This is a genomic window from Streptomyces sp. NPDC058683 (genome assembly GCF_042716195.1).
In the GTDB taxonomy this organism is placed as follows: Bacteria; Actinomycetota; Actinomycetes; order Streptomycetales; family Streptomycetaceae; genus Streptomyces.
The window spans coordinates 34293-52740 of sequence record NZ_JBHXSK010000009.1 but is presented as its reverse complement, the minus strand read 5'-3'; the positions used below and the strand labels follow the sequence as shown (position 1 = coordinate 52740).

The following is an 18448-nucleotide window of genomic DNA, read 5'->3' as shown; positions in this document are numbered from 1 at the left end:
CACGGGGGGGGGTTTCTGTACCGGGGTTATCGACACCCTCCAACGGCGGGCGGGCTGGGGGGGGGGGGGGCGGGGCCGGCCGCCGTCGGCCGGCCGCTCCGCGGTGCGCCTCAGCTCGCGGCCCCGGCGGGATGTGCCGTCGCCTCCGCCGTCGCCTGCGGAGCCCGTGCCGGGCGGATCCCGATCAGGGCTACGGCGATGACCGCGGCCACCAGCATCCCGATCCCGCCGACGAGGGCGCAGGTGTGCAGGGCGTCGGTGAAGCTCGCGCCGTAGGCGGCCTGGGCCTGGCCGGTGCTCTCGGGGGTGTTCAGGTGCAGGAAGGCTCCGGCCTGGATACCGACGCTGGAGACCAGTCCGCCGACCTGCCCCTGATCGGCGGGGCTCAGCCCGGACGAGGCGAGGTGTCCGGGCAGGGTGGCCAGGGTGCGGTGGGTGAGGATGACGCCGAAGACGGCCGGGCCGAGGGCGCTGCCGATCTGGCGGAGCGCGCTGTTGGCCGCGGCGGCGGTGCCCCCGAGCCGGTGCGGCAGGGCGTTCATGGCGATGGTGGTGATCGGCGCCATGGCGAGCGCGATGCCGATGCCGAGCACCGCGATGACCAGGGCGGCCTCACCGGTGCCGGTGTCGGCCTGGAAGACGTTCATGACGAGGGCGCCGATCCCGCCGATCACCAGGCCGGTGACCAGCAGCAGCCCGGGCGTGACCCGGTTCATCAGCCGCCCGACCAGCGGGCCGAGCACCACCGTGAAGCCGTTGATGGCGATGAGGCGGATGCCGATGTCCAGCGTCGAGGCGTGGTGGACGAGCCCGAAGTACTCGCTCAGCGAGAAGACCAGGCCGACCTGGGCGAACAGGGTGACGGCCATGACGAGCGCGGCCCCCGAGAACGCCGCCGACTTGAACAGGCGCATGTCCAGCATCGGGCAGGAGGAACGGAGTTCCACGAGCACGAAGCCGACCGCACCGCCGGCGGCGGCCACGAAGGCGATCACGGCCTGGGCCGACGACCAGCCGTCGCTGCCGCCCTCGATGACGCCGTAGACCAGTCCGGTGATGGCGACGACGGCCAGGAGCTGCCCGGGGATGTCCAGGTGGCGTTCGCGCTCCGCGCGGGAGTCGGTCAGCACGACGGCGCCGATCACCGCGGTGGCCACGCCGACGACGAGCGAGGGCAGGAAGATCCACCGCCAGCTCGCGTGCTCCACGATCACGCCGTTGACCACCGGGCCGAGGGTGAGGCCGAGGCCGAGGGCGGCCGTCCACAGGGCTATCGCCCGGGCGCGCTTACGGGGGTCCGGGATCACATGGCCGATCAGGGCCAGCGTGGACGGAAGCAGCGCGGCCGTGCCGACACCGGTCAGCGCCTGGCCCACACAGACCTGGACGACGCTGCCGGCGGTCAGGCACACCACGCAGCCGAGGCAGAACAGCACCAGCCCGGCCAGATACGTCTTCTTGCGGCCGTACAGGTCACCCACCATGCCGCAGGTCAGCAGCAGTGCCGCGGTCGGCAGGATGAAGGCGTCGGTGATCCACTGGAGCCCGACGGTGGAGGCGTCGAGTGCCTGTTGCATGACCGGAAGCGCGACGGAGACACCGACGACGGGCAGATAGGAGACGAACACGCCCAGGCAGGCCAGCACGACGGTGGCCGTGATGTGCCGGGTGCCCGTGTCGGGCGGCGCGGACGGGGACGAGGCAGGAGAAGACATGGCCACAGGGCACCTCGAAGCAGTGGAGTGACAGGGCGACGTGCTGGGGCGGTGATCGGCGACCCGTCGACTCCCGATCGACTGGCGCACCACGGCTCTACCGCCGGTCCGACAGCGCGGACCCGGTCATGTCGATCCCGTCGGCCGGCCGCGCGACGCCTGCGCGGTGGGTTCGGCCGGAATCTCCGTTGACGTGGGCCAGCTCTGTCGGGGCGAGCGTTACGGACCGTATACCGAGGCGTGGCCTGCGGAGATGCCCTTGGGCCTGCAACCTAAGGTGAACGCCGCTGACGCCTGCCCGGCCGTCCTCGGTCGGCGCCCCCGTCGACGCCTGGCGGGTGGGCGGCTTGGGAGCGTTCGTGGCGGGCGGCGCGCCTACTCGCTTCGGGACAGCTCCGCCCGCAGCGCGGTCACCTGCATGTCGAGGGCGAACTCGAAGCGCTCGTCGAAGGTGCCGGCGGTGAGGTGGGAGGAGGCCTCCCGCAGGGCGGGGAATTCCGCGTCGTCGAAAGCGGTCGCGAGGTCGGGTGCCTCGGCAGGCTGGGCTTGCTGTTCCTGTGTGATGCCCAGGATCAGATAGAACACCGTCCAGTTGGCCCAGGCCGCGGTTCGCGGCGGGAACCCGGCGTCGAGAAGGGTCTGGATCATCGTGTCGGCGAACCGGTAGGTGTTGGTCTCCGTCGTGGCGAGCCCCGCGATCAACCGCGCCGCGTCGCGATGCGCCAGGATCGCCCCCCGGCACCAGCGGGCCAGCGCCCGGACCCGCTCCTCCCAGGGCGCGGGCAGGGCGTCGGTGTCCAGACCCGCGAGGACCGCGTCCGACATGAGGACGAGCAGTCGCTGCTTGCTGTCCGCGTGCCAGCGCACCGTGTTGTGCCGTACGCCCAGCCGGTCGGCGACGGCTCGCATCGTCACCTTGTCCAGGCCCTCCTCGTCGAGCACGTCCAGTGCCGCGTCGACGACCGCCGCACGACTGACGACCATGGTGCCTTCCTCCACGACCTCTCTTGTCCAGTGGGAAATACCCCGCGGGAAATATACCCCGGCGGCGATGCGGCAGCCGGGGCGCCGTGGCGCACGGTGTCCGTCGACGACAGGGCGAAACACCTGGTCAGCGTCGACCGGGGCGCCTGGACACCCCTCGCACGACACCTCCCCTTGTCCAATGGACAACGCCAGACCGCGAGAGTATTGTCCATTGGACAAGAGAGAGGAGTGGGTCATGTTCACCGATGGCGAGTTCCTCCCCGTCCACGCGGCGCTGAGCGCGGCCGGCAACGGCGTCGCACTTCACCGCGTGCCGGGAGTACCGCACATGTCCGACGGCCCGGCCCCCGCCACACGCGCCGGCCGCCGGGCCGTCGAGGCACGGGCGACGGCGTTCGCGCACGGCATCGGAGGCGACGGTGACTGACGTGCAGGTGATCGTGCGCCAACTGCGCTGGGAGGCCGCGGGGGTGGTCTCGGTCGAGCTCTCCGCCGCGGACGGGTCGGAACTGCCGTCCTGGCGGCCGGGTGCCCATGTCGAACTCGCGCTGCCCACCGGGATCGTCCGGCAGTATTCGCTGTGCGGGTCCCCGGACGACCGGTCCCGCTATCGCATCGGGGTGCTGCGGGAGCGGGCGAGCCGGGGCGGCTCGGAGTACGTGCACGCCTTCCTGCGGCCGGGGCAGCCGGTGCGGCTCCGCGGCCCGTCGGACAACTTCGGTTTCCGGCAGGAGAAGGCCTACCTGTTCATCGCGGGCGGTATCGGGATCACCCCGATCCTGGCGATGGTCAAACAGGCGGTCGCCCGGGGCGTGCCGTGGCAGCTCCTCTACGGCGGCCGCACCGCCGGCTCGATGGCCTTCCTGGACGAGCTGGCCGGCCATCCCGACAACGTCCGGCTCTACCCGGAGGACCGGGGCGGGCGGATTCCGCTGGGCGAGTGGCTGCAGCGGCCGCACCCCGACACCGCCATCTACGCCTGTGGTCCGGAGTCCCTGCTGACCGCGGTCGAGGACGGGGCCGCGCACTGGGCTCCCGGCTCGGTGCGCCTGGAGCGGTTCCGGCCGCGCCCCAAGCCGGCCCGCCCCGACACCGAGGTCGAGGTGGTGTGCGCCCGGTCCGAGCGCACGGTGACCGTGCCGGCCGGCCGGAGCATCCTGAGCGCGCTGGAGGATGCGGGTCTGCCGGTGACCGGTTCCTGCCGCGAGGGCGTCTGCGGCACCTGCGAGACACGGGTCCTCGACGGCGAGCCCGACCACCGCGACGACATCCTCACCGCCGAGGACCGCGCCACCGGCGACCGCATGTACCTCTGCGTGTCCCGCGCCCGGGGCGGACGCCTCGTCCTCGACCTGTAAGGACACCCGAGCCACTGCCAGGAGGGCCGCCATGAGCCGCCACGACGACACCCGCGCCGCGCCCGCGGCACGAACCGCTGCCGACGACTACCACCCCATCGACATGGACCGCGTCCGGGAGATCATCGGATACCCGGCACCCTTCATCGCGGACAAGAAGGAAGACCACCTCGGCGAGTTCACCACCAGGTTCATCGCCCACAGCACGTTCTTCTGCCTCGCCACGGCGGACGACGCCGGGAACCTCGACATCAGCCCCAAGGGCGATCCACCGGGAGCCGTCCGGGTGCTCGACCCGTGGACCCTGGCCGTCCCGGACCGTCCCGGCAACAAACTCGCCGACACGTTCGAGAACCTCACCCGCAACCCCGGGGTGGGCCTGGTGTTCCTCGTGCCCGGACTGCGCGAGGTCGTACGCGTGAACGGGGACGCGTTCATCAGCGACGACCCCGAGCTGCTGAGCATGCTCAGTGCCGACGGCAAGCCGGCCGTGCTGGCGATCGTCGTGCGCGTGCGGGAGGTGTTCTCCCAGTGCGGCAAGGCGGTGGTCCGCTCGAAGCTGTGGGAGGGCGACCCGCGCCACCTCGCCGACGCCGTCCTGCTCGGCGGCGACTTCTACACGATGCATGTCGCCGAGAACGCCGCCAAGATGGCGGACAATCTCGGCGACCAGCTCGGGCAGCTCACCGCGATCGCCGAGCAGCAGTACCGGCACAACCTCTACTGAACAGCCTGCTCAGTAGCTCGACCCCAGCGCCTGCGTCGTGTACGCGCACTCCGTGTAGATGTAGCCGTAGCTCAGTTTGGCGGTGTCGGAGCCCGGGGAGGCCGTGCTGTCGTTCTTCGGCTTGTGCACGAAGTACGTGGTGCCGGGCGGGAGGCTGATCGTGCGCTGCGGATAGTTCTTGCCGCTGTCACTGCAGGGCTCCCATCCGGGCAGGAGGGAGCTGGCGAACGAGTACGCCTCGCAGCTGCCGCACGCGCCGAGGGTGAAGCTGCCGGTGACCGGACCGGTGTACAGGACGGTGATCTCGTCGGGACTGTCGTTCCTGACGGTCACCGAGATGCCGCCGCCGGATGCCATGGTGGGCAGCTTCTTGCCGGCGGCCGGGAGCGTCTGGGCGACCTCCGCGCCGATGGAGATCTTGCGGGCGCGGTCACGGTTCTTGTCGTGCGGGCTGTCGGAGATGAACTGCTGCATGGTCTCCTGCGCCTGCGCGTAGTCTCCGTCCTCGTACTGCTTGACACCGCACGTGTACTCCCCCGCGTCACCGCTGCGGTCGGCCCGGCCGGCGACCTTGGCCAGGCTGCCCGACTCGGCGCCGGTCCCGTTCGACAGCTGCATGATCTGGGTGTTCAGCGCGTCCAACTGCTTGACGGCGCCGCAGGGGTCCTTCCCGGAGACGGCCTTCGCCGCCTTCTTCTCGGCCGCGTCGACGGCGGGGACGACCTTGGCGGCCTGGCCGGAGTCGGGGAAGGTGTCCAGGAGTTCGCCGAACTGGGGGACCCAGTCGCCCTCGCCGTCGGCCAGACCGCCCGCTCCGCACTGGTACAGCGAGGTGGCCAGCCGGTCGTCGGGCCAGTGCGTGAGCGTGCCGAGCTGGTCCCTGGGCATGGAGTTGGGCACCGTCCGCAGGTATTTCAGCGGTTCGACCGCCGTGCAGTAGTCCTTGTGGCCGTAGGCCGCCGCGACCGTCGTGTAGTACGTCTTCATACGGTCGGGGACCTGCCCGGCGGCCCGCGAGCCGGAGTGGTGGACCGCGAGGTCACGGTAGACGGCCAGGGCGTCCTGGTAGGCGGACTTGGCGGTGGCGAAGTCCTTCTGCCCGGCCGCGTCGACCCGTTTGTCGGCGGCGTCGAGGCGTTCGAGGAGCGCGCGTTCGACGGCTTCCTTGTGGGCGCTGTCGTACCAGAGCGCGCCGCCCACCGGGACGGCGAGCAGGACGACGCCCAGCACGAGTGCGACGGGCTGCTGCCCCGGCCACACCAGCCTTGTGCGCAGGCCGACGAACGCGCCGTGAACGGCCGCGAGCAGCAGGAACACGGCATAGACGACGAGCGCCGATCCGGGCACGCCGTCGGCGTCCGCGGGCAGGGCGACGAGCAGCAGGACCGCGGTCGCCGCCAGACACGCGGCCAGCGGGATCCATCGCCGGACGAGCAGATAGCCGAGGCCGAGGCCGGTCAGGTTGAGCAGGCCCACGGCGGTGGCGCGCAGGGCGTCCGGCGGGGCGGGCGGCGGACTCGACGGCATGGGCGGCGCGAAGGGACCCGGGAGCCGGAAGCCCGGCTGCGAGTACCCCGGGCCCGCGAAACCCTGCCCCGGAGAACCCTGACCGGGCAAACCCTGGTCCGGGATCCCGAAACCGGGAGCGCCTTGAGCCGGCGCTCCCTGGGGCGCCGGCCCCTCAGGCGAAGGCCCCTGATGCAGCGGTTCTTGGTTCGGTGGCCCCTGATGCGGACCGTAGGCATCCCCGGACATGGCGGCCCCCCACCAATTGCTGCCGAATCCTTCGGAATTGACAGCGTACGGCCAAGCGTGCGAATTCGACAGTGCCCCGGGCGCCCATCCCGCCTCCCGAGTGGCCGACATCGTTGTCCGGACTTGATATGGACGTCAACTCCCGTGTCCGCTGGGGTACTTGGGCAGCAGGCGTTGACCGTCGACATGCCGCACCGACAAGGAGCAGAAGCAGGCCCGCTCTGACACTCCCTCACCTCAGCGCTCCCCGGCATCCGGCGGAAGATCACCCCGGACGGCCACCGCGTCGGCAGCTGCACCGGCATGCGCTCGATCGCGGTCGAGAACGTGGACGGTGTCCGGTGGCCGGTCCTCGACGGCGGGTTCGTCTTCCGGACCGGCACCCCCGACCAGGGTCTCCGGCCCGACGGCATCCACACCGCGCCCGCCGACGCCGCCCTGGGCCGTGGCGGCACCCTGGGCGCCCTAGTCCCGTGGGATCTCCTGCTCGGCCCAGATGATCTTGCCCTCGCCGGTGTAGCGGGCGCCCCAGCGGTGGGCGAGCTGGGCCACCAGGAAGAGGCCGCGGCCGCCCTCGTCCGTGCTGCGGGCGTGCCGCAGCCGGGGTGCGGTGCTGCTGGCGTCGGCGACCTCGCAGGTCAGCCGGGAGTCCCGCAACAGCTTCAGCCGGATGGGCGGTTCGGCGTAGCGGATGGCGTTGGTGACCAGTTCGCTGACGATGAGTTCGGTGGTCATCGCCAGCTCGTCGTAGCCCCATGCCACCACCTGGCGGGCGGCCCGGGCCCGGACGTCGGCGACGGCGGCCGGGTCCACGGGCACCTCCCAGGAGACCACGTGGTCGGCGCCCAGGGCGTGGGTGCGGGCCAGGAGCAGGGCGATGTCGTCGGGCTGGGGCACGGGGAGCAGTTGCTGCACGGTGGCCGTGCACAGCGTGGCGAGGTCGGCGCCGGGGTCGGCCAGTGCGGCGCGGAGGCGGGCCATGCCCCGTTCGACGTCCTGGTCGGCACCTTCGATGAGGCCGTCGGTGTAGAGGCCGAGCAGGCTGTTCTCGGCGAGTTCGATCTCGGTGGCCTCGAAGGCCATGCCGCCGAGCCCGAGCGGCGGTCCGGCGGGCATCTCGGCGAACCAGGCCCGCCCGTCGGGTGCCACGACGACCGGCGGTGGGTGTCCGGCCCGGGCCATGGAGCACCGCCGGGTCACCGGATCGTAGACCGCGTACAGACAGGTCGCCCCGACGAACGTGGCCGTGCTGTCCTGGGAGGCCGTGCTCCCGCTCTCCTCCTCCCCCAGCCGCAGCACCAGGTCGTCCAGGTGGGCGAGGAGTTCGTCGGGGGGCAGCTCCATGTCGGCGAGGGTCTGGACGGCGGTGCGCAGCCGGCCCATGCTCGCCGCCGCGGTGAGGCCGTGGCCGACCACGTCGCCGACGACCAGGCCGACCCGGGCGCCGGACAGCGGGATCACGTCGAACCAGTCACCGCCGACGCCGCCGGTCGCGTCCGCCGGCAGATAGGAGGACGCCACCTCCAGGGCCGTGCCGCCCGTCAGGGCCTGGGGCAGCAGGCTGCGCTGAAGGGTGACGGCCGCGGTGTGCTCCCGGGTGTAGCGGCGGGCGTTGTCGACGCAGACGGCGGCACGCGCGACCAGCTCCTGGGCGAGCAGGACGTCGTCGGGCTGGAAGGAGACCGGATTGAGCGAGCGGGCGAACGTGGTGAGTCCCAGGGCGGCGTTGCGGGCCCGCATCGGGACCGCGATGAGGGAGTGCAGTCCGAACTCCCGCATGCTCGCGGCCCGCTCGGGCTGCTCGGCGAGCCACAGGGGGTCCTCCGGGTCGAGCTCGGGGATGAGGATCGGCTCGCCGTTGATGAGCAGGTCGATGCCGTACGTCGGGGGCAGGAAGTCCACGGGGGCGCCGATGCGCGCCACGACCTCGGGGTTGCCGTCCCGGACGGTCTTCAGTGCGGCACGTCGCATCACCGGCCCGGTGGGCACCGGGCCGGCGTCGCTCAGCCAGGTGCCGTTGTCCTCGGTGCTGAGCACGGGCTCCAGGAGGTCGACGACGACGAAGTCGGCGAAGCGGGGCACGGCGAAGTCGGCGAGTTCCTGGGCGGTGCGCAGCACGTCGAGGGTGGTGCCGACCTTGGTGCCGGCCTCGTTGACCATCGACAGCCGTTGGCGGGCGTTCCAGCGCTCGGTGACGTCGGAGACCATGTAGCAGACCCCGGTCACCGAGTCGTCGGCGTCGACGAGCGGGAAGAACGAGGTGGAGTAGGCGCGTTGGCGGTGCGGATCGGCCCAGCTCCAGCCGAGGTACTCGTAGTCCTTGACCGGCTCCCGGGTGGTGAGCACCTTGCGCATCAGGCCCTCGATGGTGGTCGCCTGCAGCCCGGGCAGCAGCTCGCTCAGCCGGCGGCCCAGGCGCTGTTCCCGGGGAACTCCGCCGAAGCGCTCCAGGGTGTCGTTCAGCCACACATAGCGCAGCTCCGGGTTCATCAGGGCCAGGCCGATCGGCGAGCGGGTCAGGAACCCGTCGAGGACGGACTGGCCCACCGTCCACTGCGGCCGCCGCTCGCGGGCGGAGAGGAGGAAACACTCGTCTCCGTCGATGCGGAAGGCGGCGGAGACCCGCAGGTCCACGTCGAGGGTGTGGCCGTCGCGGTGCCGTACCGGGACGAGCCCGCTCCATCCCATGCCGGAGCGGCACCGCTCGGCGACGCCGGCGGCACGCGCCGGGTCGGCTCGCATGGCGAGCAGCCGGGCCGCGGGCCGGCCGACCACCTCGGCGGCCGGGCGGCCGAGCAGGGCCTCGGCGCCACGGGTCCAGCCGATCACGACGCCCTCGGCCGACAGCACCGCCGCGGCGTCGCTGGAGGCGTCGAGGAGGTCGCGCGGGCTCATGGAGGGCGGCGCGTCGAAATCTTCTCGCGGAAAATCCATTGGCTACATCCTCTACGTACCCCAATGTTCCTGCTTGTCCACTCGATGCGCACAGCCCCCGGGGGAACGCGGGCGGGGGCTTCGAGTGTCACGCGGGCACGGGGCGGGAGCGCCGCGCGGATCGGGGTACTCGGCCCGGGTCGGCGCGGTCGGGCAGCCGGGGGCAGCATGGAAGTGCCGCAGCAGCGGTATCGGCCCGCCGGCCGGTGGAGGTGGTTGAGGCATGGCTGTGGGATTCCTGCGGTCCGGTGGCCCGGACGGCTCCGGCGCTGAGGGGTACGGCCTCGGCGGAGCGCGTCCGACCGGTCTGCTGGACGTGCTGAGCGTGGCCGCGGTGGCCCTGGACTCGCAGGGCCGGATCGTGTTCTGGACCCCGCAGGCCCAGGACCTCTTCGGCTACACGGCCGAGGATGCCCTGGGCAAGAACGCGGCGCGACTGCTCGTTCACCCGGAGCATCTGAAGGCCGCCGTGAACCTGTTCATGGAGGTGCTGGAGACCGGCCACAGCTGGGCCGGTGCCTTCCCGGTCCGGTGCAAGGACGGCGGCAGCCGGCTGATGGAGTTCCGCACCATGCGGCTGCTGGACGATCTCGGCGACGTGTACGCGCTGGGCATCGTGGCCGACCACTCCATGCTCCAGCGGGTGGAGACCGACCTGGCGCTGTGCGAGCGGCTGATCAACCAGTCCCCGATCGGTCTGGCCCTTCTCGACCCGGATCTGCGCTATCTCCTGGTGAACCCGGCGCTGGAGCGGATCGACGGCGTCCCCGCCGAGGAGCACATCGGCCGCCATCTGCGGGAGACCCTGCCGCTGCCGGACATCGACAGCGTCGAATCGGCGCTGCGCCAGGTGCTCACCACCGGCACTCCCCTCCTCGACCAGTACCACGTGGGCCGTCCGCCGACCGATCCCGAGCACGAGCACGCCTGGTCGCTGTCGTTCTACCGGCTGGAGGATCCCGGCGGCCGCACCCTGGGCGCGGCGACCTCGGTCGTCGACGTCACCGAGCGGCACCGGGCGGCCGCCGAGGCCGACCGGGCCCGGCGCCGGCTCGCCCTCATCGCGGACGCCTCGGCCCGGGTGGGCACCTCGCTGGAGGTGGAGCGCACGGCGCACGAGCTGGCCGAGATCGCCACCCCGGTCCTCGCGGACGTGGTCGCGGTGGACGTACTGGACTCGGCGCTGGCCCTGCGCCGCTCCCGCAGACCGGAGAACGGCCCGGAGCTGTTCCGTGCCCTCGCCCTCGAGGCGGCCCATCCGACGGTCGCGCTGCGGGCCGCCGACCCGCCCGGCGACCTCGCGGCCTACGAGGGCGACCGGCTGGTCACGCTGTGTGTGCACACCGCGCGGCCGGTCCTGGTCCCGCAGGTCGGCGCACACGACCTGCCACGCATCGCCCGCAACGCGGAGGCGGGCGAGCTGCTGGCGCAGGCCGGTGTGCACTCGTATCTCGCGGTGCCGCTGATCGCCCACGGGGAGGTGCTCGGCGCCCTGGACCTGAAGCGGACCCGCAATCCGCTGCCCTTCGACCAGGACGACGTCGTCCTCGCCATGGAGCTGGCCGGCCGTGCGGCCGTGGCCATCGACAACGCCCGCTGGTTCCAGAGCGTCCGCAACACCGCCCTCACCCTCCAGCGCAGCCTGCTCCCCGACCACCCGCCGCACCACACGGGCCTCGAACTGGCCTCCCGCTACCAGCCCGCCCAGGCGACCAGCGAGGTCGGCGGCGACTGGTACGACGTGATCCCGCTGTCGGAGGACCGGACCGCGCTGGTCGTCGGTGACGTGATGGGCAACGGCATCGACGCGGCCGCCACCATGGGCCGGCTGCGCACCGCCACCTGCGCCTACGCGGACCTGGAGCTGCCGCCGGCCGCGGTGCTCCAGCACCTGGACAAGATCACCTGCGACCTGGAGCACTACATCGTCACCTGTCTCTACGCGGTGTACGACCCGCACACCCGGAGCTGCGAGATCGCCAACGCGGGCCACATGCCGCCCGCGCTGGTGCACTCCGGAGGGACGCCGACCCTGCTGGAGCTGCCGCCCGCCGCCCCGCTCGGCGTCGGCGGCATCCCCTTCGAGACCACCACCGTCGACCTCGCCGCAGGCGACCTCCTGGTCCTGTACACCGACGGCCTCGTCGAGACCCGCCGCCATCCCATCGACGACCGTCTCGGCGTCCTGCTCGGCTTCCTGGACGAGCCGAACCGGCCGCTGGAGGAGACCTGCGACCTGCTGCTGCACGGCCTGCGCCACCCGGACGACCACGACGACGTGGCACTGCTGGTCGCGCGGACGCTCTAAGGCGTACGGCAGCAGTCGGTCCGGCAGAAGCAGGACGCGCCGATCGGCACGTCCGCCGTCGCCGCCGCGAGCTTCAGCTGCTGGGCCACGATCCGCGCTTCACCCTCCTTGCCGAGCCGCTGGAGGCATTCGTGGAAGCCGTGCAGGGACCAGACGTTGCCCGGGTGCTGCAACGGCCGGGGCAGGGTGTCGTCCAGGCCGAGATCGGCCCGGTAGACCGCCTCGGCCTCCTCCACGCGGCCCCGCTCCAGGAGCAGGGCGCCGTAGGCGTGCCGGGTGGGCTGCATCCAGCCCCAGGGTTCGTCGTAGGGAAGGTTGTCGTCCAGGTCGGTCGAGCGGCGCAGTTCGGCGAAGGCGGTGTCGAAGTCGCCCTTGCGGTAGGCGAGTTCGCCGTCGAGCATGGCGGCGGCGATGGCCAGGATGTCGACGCAGGTGTTGTTGAACAGCATGCGGGTCCCGGGGACGGCGGCGGCCGCCTCCCGGAAGCGGGCGCGGTCCGCCTCGGCCTCGGCGGTCCGGCCGGTGGCGGAGTGGGCGACTCCGCGCGCGTAGTGCAGCATCGCGGTGGTCACGCAGTACAGCCGGGGGTCGGCGGGCAGCGGCAGGCGCAGGATGTCGTCCCAGCGGCCGAACCGGATCAGGACGTGCACCCGCATCGCCAGGAAGCCCTCCAGCCAGTCGGCCATCGGCGGGCTCTCCACGCGCAGCAGCTCTTCGGGTACGGCGGCTTCGAGCCGGTCGGCCGTGGCCAGGGCGTCCTGGAGGCGGCCCAGGAACATCGCGCCGTAAATCCGGAAGTGGAGGTTGTGGCAGCGGTAGAGGGTGTAAAAGTTCATCGCGCCGGCGCGGGCATGGTACTTCTCGTCTGCGGCGACGGCCGCGGCGTTGTCGGAGACCACGCGCCGGTAGTCGCCGCAGAGGACTTCCAGGTGCGAGGGCATGTGCTGGAGGTGCCCGGCATCGGGGACGAGGCCGCGCAGCAGGTCGGCGACGGGCAGGGCGGTCTCGGGGGTGGGTGACATCTCCATCAGGTGGATGAAGAGGTGCAGCAGGCCCGGGTGGCGGGTGCCCTCCTCGGTCCCGAGGGCCTGTTCCAGTACGGCCCTGGCCTCCGGCGTCCGGGCGCCCTCGGCCGGCCGGCCGCTGCGGATGTCCCAGAGCTGCCAGGGGGTGAGGTTCATCAGGGCGTCGGCGTACAGGGTGGCCACGTCGAGGTCGTCGGGCGCCAGTTCGTACACTCCGCGCATGCTGTCGGCGTAGGCCGTGTTCCACACCGAGCAGGCCTCCGCGTCCGGAGCCGCGGCCTGCGGGTAGCGGGCGCGCAGCGCCTCGACGAGGGCGCGCTCCACGGGGGTCGCACGGGCGGCCTTGGCGTGGGCGCGCTCCACGGCGGCGTGCGTGCGCTCCACCGTGCGCGCCAGGTCCTCCTGGTCGAAGAACTCCCAGGGCTTGTTGTAGTTGGGGCCGAGGGCATAGGCCACGCCCCAGTCGGCCATGGCGCATTCCGGGTCGGCCTTGCCGGCCGCCTCGAAACAGCGGACGGCCTCCTCGTGGTTGAAGGCGTAGGTCCAGACGAGCCCCCGGTCGAACCACGTCTGCGCCTCGGGGGACGACGTCGTCACGCGCCGGCTGTGACTGCCCAGGTCGTAGTAGTCCACGACCACGAACCTAGCGGCGGAAAGCGCGCGAAAGATCCCGTTCATCCGAAGTCGTGAGGATGGCGCGGCGGCCGACGAGCCGCCGCGCCACTCGTGCCGTTGCTGTCAGGGAGCGACCGCGCGGCCGGTCCCCGGGGAGATCCGGCCGGGGCACAGCCCCTTGGCCGTGAGGGTCCCCGCGATGCGCGGGATCGCGGCGAGCGTGTTGGCCGGCCACTCGTGCATGAGGATGATCTGGCCGCTGGTGAGCCGGGAGACGGCCTGCACGATCGCGTCGGTGCTCGCGCCGTTCCAGTCCTGCGAGTCGACGTTCCAGATGATCTCGGTCAGCCCGTACTTGGCCTCGACCGTGCGCACGGTCGCGTTGGTCTCGCCGTACGGCGGCCGGAACAGTACCGGTGTCCCGCCACCGGCGGCGGCGACTGCGGACTGGGTGCGGGAGACCTCCGAGTCGATCTGTGCCTGGGTCTGCTGGGTCAGATGGGGGTGGGTGTAGCTGTGGTTGCCGACCCACATGCCCGCGCTCACCTCGGCCCGGACCTGGGCCGGGTAGGCGGCCGCGTACTGGCCCTCGTTGAACAGGGTGGCCCGCAGCCCGTTCGCCTTGAGGGCGCTGAGCAGGCCCGGCGTGTGGGCGGTGGACGGTCCGTCGTCGAAGGTGAGACCGACGTAGCCGGCGCAGGTGGCGGAGTGGGCCGGTCCGGCGCCGACGGCGAGCGTGCCCGCGACGGCCAGCGCGAGGGCGACGGCGGTCGCCGGCGAGGGGCGTGCCGAGCGCTCCGATACGGCGCTCATCACGCCACCGTGATGGTGGAGCTGCCGCTGCTCTGGTAGCCCTCGGTCGCGAGGATCTGGTAGTAGCTGAAGCTGCCGAGGGACATGCCGGCCCTGGCCCAGGCGTCGAAGTGGTTGCCGGTGGTGATGGTGCCGCCGGTGCGCTTCGACTGGCGGACGCTCCAGTACTGGTTGAAGGTCTTGGTGCCTTCGACGGACGGGGCGTTGTACCGCGTCGTCAGGTAGATGTCGTAGGTGCCGCCGTCGCTGGTGACGCTGCCCTTGTACGTGCCGGTGGGCCGGTAGGTGCCCCAGCTGTCGACGATGTAGTACTCGACGAGCGGGTTGGACGTCCAGCCGTACAGGGCCAGGTAGCCGTTGCCGGACGGGCTGAAGCTGCCCGAGTAGGTCACGTTGCGGCGGGCGCCGGTGCTCCAGCCCTTTCCGCAGACGAAGTTGCCGGTGTTGCGCCAGCTGGTGCTGTAGTTGCCGCCGGAGCCCAGGGTCATGGAGACGGTGCCCTGCGCGTCGGTCCAGAACGAGTAGTAGTAGCCGTTGTTGGTGCCGGTCTGGTTCGTGGTGATGACGGTGGCGGCGCGGGCGGTGCCGGGCAGGGCCAGCCCGGCGGCGGCGCCCAGCAGCAGGGCGCCGGCACTCCGGCGGCTCAGTGCGTGGTCGAGCGGGTTCATGCGGTGCCTCCTCGTTTGGCCTGTGCGGGTGTGGCTTGGTGGGGAGTGTTGGTCTGCCCATGTCACCTGTCAACAGTTTCGGTAATTATTTCGAAACCTTCGATTTACCTGATCAACCATTTCCGCACTTCACCTACATGGCAAGCGAATCGGCCATCAACTCTGTCGACAATCGGCAAATTCAAGATCAGGTTGATGCTCCCCAAATCCTCGAATGTTTCGACGTCGAGCGCGAATGCTGCCGAGGACGACGGAACATGCCGCTGAGTGGAGCAATCACCGGCGCGGCGGGCGGCGGCCCGGGAGGCTGGGCGTCTTGTCGAGATGCGTATGCCAGGAGTCCCGGGTGAGGCACGACGGTCGCAACTCAGCACTGCCCGCGCCCCCCGCGTGGATGCGCTGGCTTCCGCTCCTGTACGTCATCGGTGTGCTGCTGATCGAACCGGTCACCCCCGTGCAGTGGCCGGTCAGCTTCGCGCTGATCGCCCTCCCCCTGGTGACCGCCTTCGCGCACCCGCCCGTCGTCGTCGCCGGCGCCACCGTCTTCGGTATCGGCTTCGAGCTTTTACTGGCCGGAACCCCGTGCTGCGCGGGACGCGACGTCGGCTACCTCTGGGAACGGCACTATGTCGCCGCCTACGCGTGTACGGCCCTGGTGGGCGCCCTGGGCACGATCCTGGCCGCGCACCGGATCCGCCGGGAACGCACCCTGGCCGACGTCCGGTTCGTGGCCGAGATCGCCCAGCGCGTCCTGCTCAGACCGGTCCCGTACCGGATCGGGAACCTGCTGCTGGAGAGCTTCTACCTGTCCGCCGCCGCGGAGGCACGGATCGGCGGCGACCTCTACGAGGCCGTGCCGACCGCGTACGGGGTCCGGCTGCTCATCGGTGACGTGCGCGGCAAGGGCCTGCTCGCGGTGGAGACCGCGGCCGCGATGCTGGGCGCGTTCCGTGAGGCAGCACACGACGAACCCGACCTCAACGCCCTGGTGGAGCGGGTGGACATCAGCATGACGCGCCGGGCCCATCAGCTGGGCGGCAGCGAGACGGGCGAGCGGTTCGTCACCGCCGTCTTCGCCGAGATCCCCGACGACAAGAGGGTCGTCCGAGTCCTCAACTGCGGCCACCCGCCGCCGCTGCTCATCCGCCCCGGCGAGGTGAGCGAGCTGGACCGGGGGCGGTCGGGGCCGCCCCTGAATCTCGGCATGCTCGTCGGGGACCCCTATCACGTCGACACCTACGCCTTCGGCCCGGGCGACCAACTGCTGCTCTACACGGACGGCGTCACCGAGACCCGCGACCCGGACGGTTCCTTCTACCCCCTGCTCCAGCGGCTGCGCTCATGGGGTCCGATGCCGCCCCCGGAGCTGCTGGAACGGCTCCATCAGGATCTGCTGGCCTACAGCGGCGACCAGTTGCAGGACGACACGGCCGCGCTCACCGCCTTCCTGCTGCCCGCGGGAGCGGCCGGCACGCCGGTCGGCGGCCACGACGGTGCAGCCGCCGGGGAGTTGGACGACCCGTCGGTGTGACGCGTGTTGTGAGGGTTCTGGGCCGGTCTCCGTCAGGCCCTGTGGGGCAGATCACGGGTGACTACACTCCGCCACCGTGAGTTACCACCACGCGGGTGACGTGCGGCGAGGGGCGGGGCGGTGCTGGTAGAACCCGAGGCCGGAGACAGGATCTCCGGCCGTTACGTGCTGCGGGAGGCCATCGGCCGGGGCGGCATGGGTGTCGTCTGGCAGGCCTGGGACGAGCGGTTGCGGCGGCGGGTCGCGGTCAAGTGCGCGCGCCTGGACGACCCCAAGGCCGCACAGCGGCTGATGGGCGAGGCCCGCAACGCGGGGCGCCTGCACCATCCGAACATCGTGGGCGTCTTCGACTTCGTCGACGAGGGCGCCACCTGCTGGATCGTCATGGAGTACGTGCCCTCGCGCAGCCTCGCCCAGCTCATGGCCGAGGACGGTCCGCTCTCCCCCGAGGACGTCGGCTCCGTCGGCTGCCAGATAGCGGACGCGCTGGCGAAGTCGCATGCCGAAGGCGTGGTGCACGGCGATGTGACTCCGGAGAACATCCTGGTCACCGCCGAAGGAGTCGCACGGCTCACCGACTTCGGGATCTCCCGGGCCCTGTGGAGCGACACCACCCAGAGCGTCACGGGCGGGGTGCGCGGCAAACCCCGCTATCTGGCCCCCGAGGTGGCCAGGGGGCGGCAGCCCGGTGAGAAGGCCGACGTGTTCTCCCTGGGCGCCGCACTGTTCGCGGCGGTCGAGGGCAGGTCGCCGTACGGGGAGGCCGAACACCCGATGGCGTACGTCGCCCGGGCCATCGAGGGACATATCGAGACCGCGCGCCGGGCCGGCGCGCTGGCCGAACCGCTCGCCGCACTGCTGGAGTTGGAGCCCCGGCACCGCCCGGACGCCGCACGGGCGCGCAGACTCCTGCTGACGGCCGTCGGTCCGCCCGCGCACCTGCACGACCGGCGGACCATCGACCTCACCCCGCTCACGCTCCGGCTGCCCCGCCCGGTGCGCCGTCGCCGCCGCCCGCTGCTCGTCGCGGGCGTGGCCACGGTGGCCGCGGTCACGACCGGGCTGGTCCTGCTCGCCCCGTGGGACGCGAAGGACGAGGGCGGCGGGAGCACCGCCCCGGACGCGAAACCGCCGGCCACCGCGCGGGCCGCCGGCACGATGGGCGAGGCCCGCACGGCCGACCCCTGCAAACTGCTCGACGCGGCCTCCCTCAGCCGTTTCGGCGGTACCGAACTGGACCCGGACTACGGGGAGATCGACCGCTGCGACGTCCTCGTCAAGAACACCGACGGCGACGACAACGCCGACGTCCAGGTCAACCTCGACGCGGACCAGGACAACTACGAGGGCGACCTCACCACCCGGGTCGTCGGGCACCTCACCGTCGTCGACCTCAAGCCCGACAACGACTCCTGCGAGCGGGCCGTCCTGACCGCCGACCGCCACCAGATCCGCATCATCGGGAAGAAGCTCGGGAAGGTCGCGCCCGACCCCTGCGACCTGGCCGACGCCGCCACCGACCACGTCGTCGGCGTTCTGGACGACGGCCCGGTGCCCCGCCGCACCGCACCGCCCGCCGCGGACTCCCTGGCCCGCCTCGACGCCTGCGCCCTGCTCGGCGCGGCCGACCTCGCCCGCGTGCCCGGCGTCGACGCGGACAACCTGGACCGCGGCTTCGGCGGCTGGGACTGCGACTGGTCCAGCGACGACGGCAACCGCGAGGTGGAGATCCAGTTCAGCCGCGACAACTCGCTGGACTCCGACGACGGGCATCCGGTGGACATCGCCGGCACCCGCGGCTACTTCGTCGCGGACGAGGCCGAGGACGACAGCTGCACCGTACGGACACCCCACCGGACGTACACGGACTCCGCCGGCGACCACACCGTGGAGCTGTTCCAGCTGACCGTGTACGCCCCGCTGCCGGAGAAGAAGCTGTGCGGTGACGCCGAGGATCTCGCGGCGGCCGTCGTGGGGAACATCGCGAAGCGGCTGCCGGGGACGTGAGACGG

Annotated in this window: 13 protein-coding genes and 1 pseudogene; 7 read left to right on the top strand and 7 right to left on the bottom strand. The window is 71.8% G+C overall.

The genetic code is table 11. The features are described from left to right. Positions 1-110: 110 nt before the first annotated feature. Together ACFWXC_RS11595 and ACFWXC_RS11590 are read right to left on the bottom strand one after the other, a co-directional pair. Positions 111-1715: an MFS transporter gene (locus ACFWXC_RS11595; RefSeq protein WP_384476787.1), complete on the bottom strand. Its 1605-nt coding sequence runs from the start codon at positions 1713-1715 to the stop codon at positions 111-113. Between the two features lie 375 nt (positions 1716-2090). Next, on the bottom strand, positions 2091-2699 hold the full coding sequence (locus ACFWXC_RS11590; protein WP_384476784.1) for a TetR/AcrR family transcriptional regulator C-terminal domain-containing protein: 609 nt from the start codon (positions 2697-2699) through the stop codon (positions 2091-2093). Positions 2700-2937: 238 nt separating this feature from the next. On the opposite strand from ACFWXC_RS11590, the gene ACFWXC_RS11585 reads away from it, so the two are divergent. From ACFWXC_RS11585 to ACFWXC_RS11575, 3 genes are read left to right on the top strand one after another with little or no spacing between them, the layout of a single operon-like run. After that, positions 2938-3129, top strand: coding sequence for a hypothetical protein (locus ACFWXC_RS11585; RefSeq protein ID WP_384476781.1), 192 nt, complete (start codon positions 2938-2940; stop codon positions 3127-3129). Next, positions 3122-4060, top strand: coding sequence for a PDR/VanB family oxidoreductase (locus tag ACFWXC_RS11580; protein WP_384476778.1), 939 nt, complete (start codon positions 3122-3124; stop codon positions 4058-4060). Before ACFWXC_RS11585 ends, ACFWXC_RS11580 begins: the two co-directional genes overlap by 8 nt. A 31-nt stretch (positions 4061-4091) precedes the next feature. Next, the gene (locus tag ACFWXC_RS11575; protein ID WP_384476775.1) at positions 4092-4787 is read left to right on the top strand and encodes an MSMEG_1061 family FMN-dependent PPOX-type flavoprotein; all 696 of its coding nucleotides are present in this window, start codon (positions 4092-4094) and stop codon (positions 4785-4787) included. 9 nt (positions 4788-4796) lie between these two features. Here the strand turns inward: ACFWXC_RS11575 and ACFWXC_RS11570 are convergent, their stop codons facing one another. Beyond that, positions 4797-6314 carry a hypothetical protein gene (locus ACFWXC_RS11570; RefSeq protein ID WP_384476772.1) on the bottom strand — a complete coding sequence of 506 codons (1518 nt, stop codon included), beginning with the start codon at positions 6312-6314 and terminating at the stop codon, positions 4797-4799. A gap of 693 nt (positions 6315-7007) precedes the next feature. Further along, positions 7008-9476 (bottom strand): SpoIIE family protein phosphatase, encoded by a 2469-nt coding sequence (locus ACFWXC_RS11565; protein ID WP_384476769.1) that lies wholly within the window; start codon positions 9474-9476, stop codon positions 7008-7010. 223 nt (positions 9477-9699) lie between these two features. Here ACFWXC_RS11565 and ACFWXC_RS11560 point away from each other — a divergent pair, with 223 nt between their 5' ends. Beyond that, positions 9700-11784 (top strand): SpoIIE family protein phosphatase, encoded by a 2085-nt coding sequence (locus ACFWXC_RS11560; protein ID WP_384476766.1) that lies wholly within the window; start codon positions 9700-9702, stop codon positions 11782-11784. Here the strand turns inward: ACFWXC_RS11560 and ACFWXC_RS11555 are convergent. From ACFWXC_RS11555 to ACFWXC_RS11545, 3 genes and pseudogenes are all read right to left on the bottom strand, one after another. After that, a complete protein-coding gene (locus ACFWXC_RS11555) occupies positions 11781-13442 on the bottom strand; it encodes a hypothetical protein (RefSeq protein ID WP_384476763.1) in 1662 nt (553 codons plus the stop codon). The two genes, ACFWXC_RS11560 and ACFWXC_RS11555, sit on opposite strands and share 4 nt — an antisense overlap. A 108-nt stretch (positions 13443-13550) precedes the next feature. Continuing rightward, a pseudogene (locus tag ACFWXC_RS11550) lies at positions 13551-14237 on the bottom strand (polysaccharide deacetylase family protein); the annotation flags it as partial. Beyond that, positions 14237-14905 (bottom strand): glycoside hydrolase family 11 protein, encoded by a 669-nt coding sequence (locus tag ACFWXC_RS11545; protein ID WP_384476760.1) that lies wholly within the window; start codon positions 14903-14905, stop codon positions 14237-14239. The gene ACFWXC_RS11545 and the pseudogene ACFWXC_RS11550, both read right to left, overlap by 1 nt. Positions 14906-14964: 59 nt before the next feature. Here ACFWXC_RS11545 and ACFWXC_RS11540 point away from each other — a divergent pair, with 59 nt between their 5' ends. The 3 genes from ACFWXC_RS11540 to ACFWXC_RS11530 all read left to right on the top strand — a co-directional run bounded on the left by ACFWXC_RS11540 (position 14965) and on the right by ACFWXC_RS11530 (position 18443). Further along, positions 14965-15255: a hypothetical protein gene (locus ACFWXC_RS11540; protein WP_384476757.1), complete on the top strand. Its 291-nt coding sequence runs from the start codon at positions 14965-14967 to the stop codon at positions 15253-15255. Further along, positions 15252-16436 carry a PP2C family protein-serine/threonine phosphatase gene (locus tag ACFWXC_RS11535; RefSeq protein WP_384476754.1) on the top strand — a complete coding sequence of 395 codons (1185 nt, stop codon included), beginning with the start codon at positions 15252-15254 and terminating at the stop codon, positions 16434-16436. The genes ACFWXC_RS11540 and ACFWXC_RS11535 overlap by 4 nt, the downstream gene beginning before the upstream one ends. Before the next feature lie 120 nt (positions 16437-16556). Then, the gene (locus ACFWXC_RS11530) at positions 16557-18443 is read left to right on the top strand and encodes a protein kinase (RefSeq protein WP_384476751.1); all 1887 of its coding nucleotides are present in this window, start codon (positions 16557-16559) and stop codon (positions 18441-18443) included. Positions 18444-18448 lie beyond the last annotated feature (5 nt).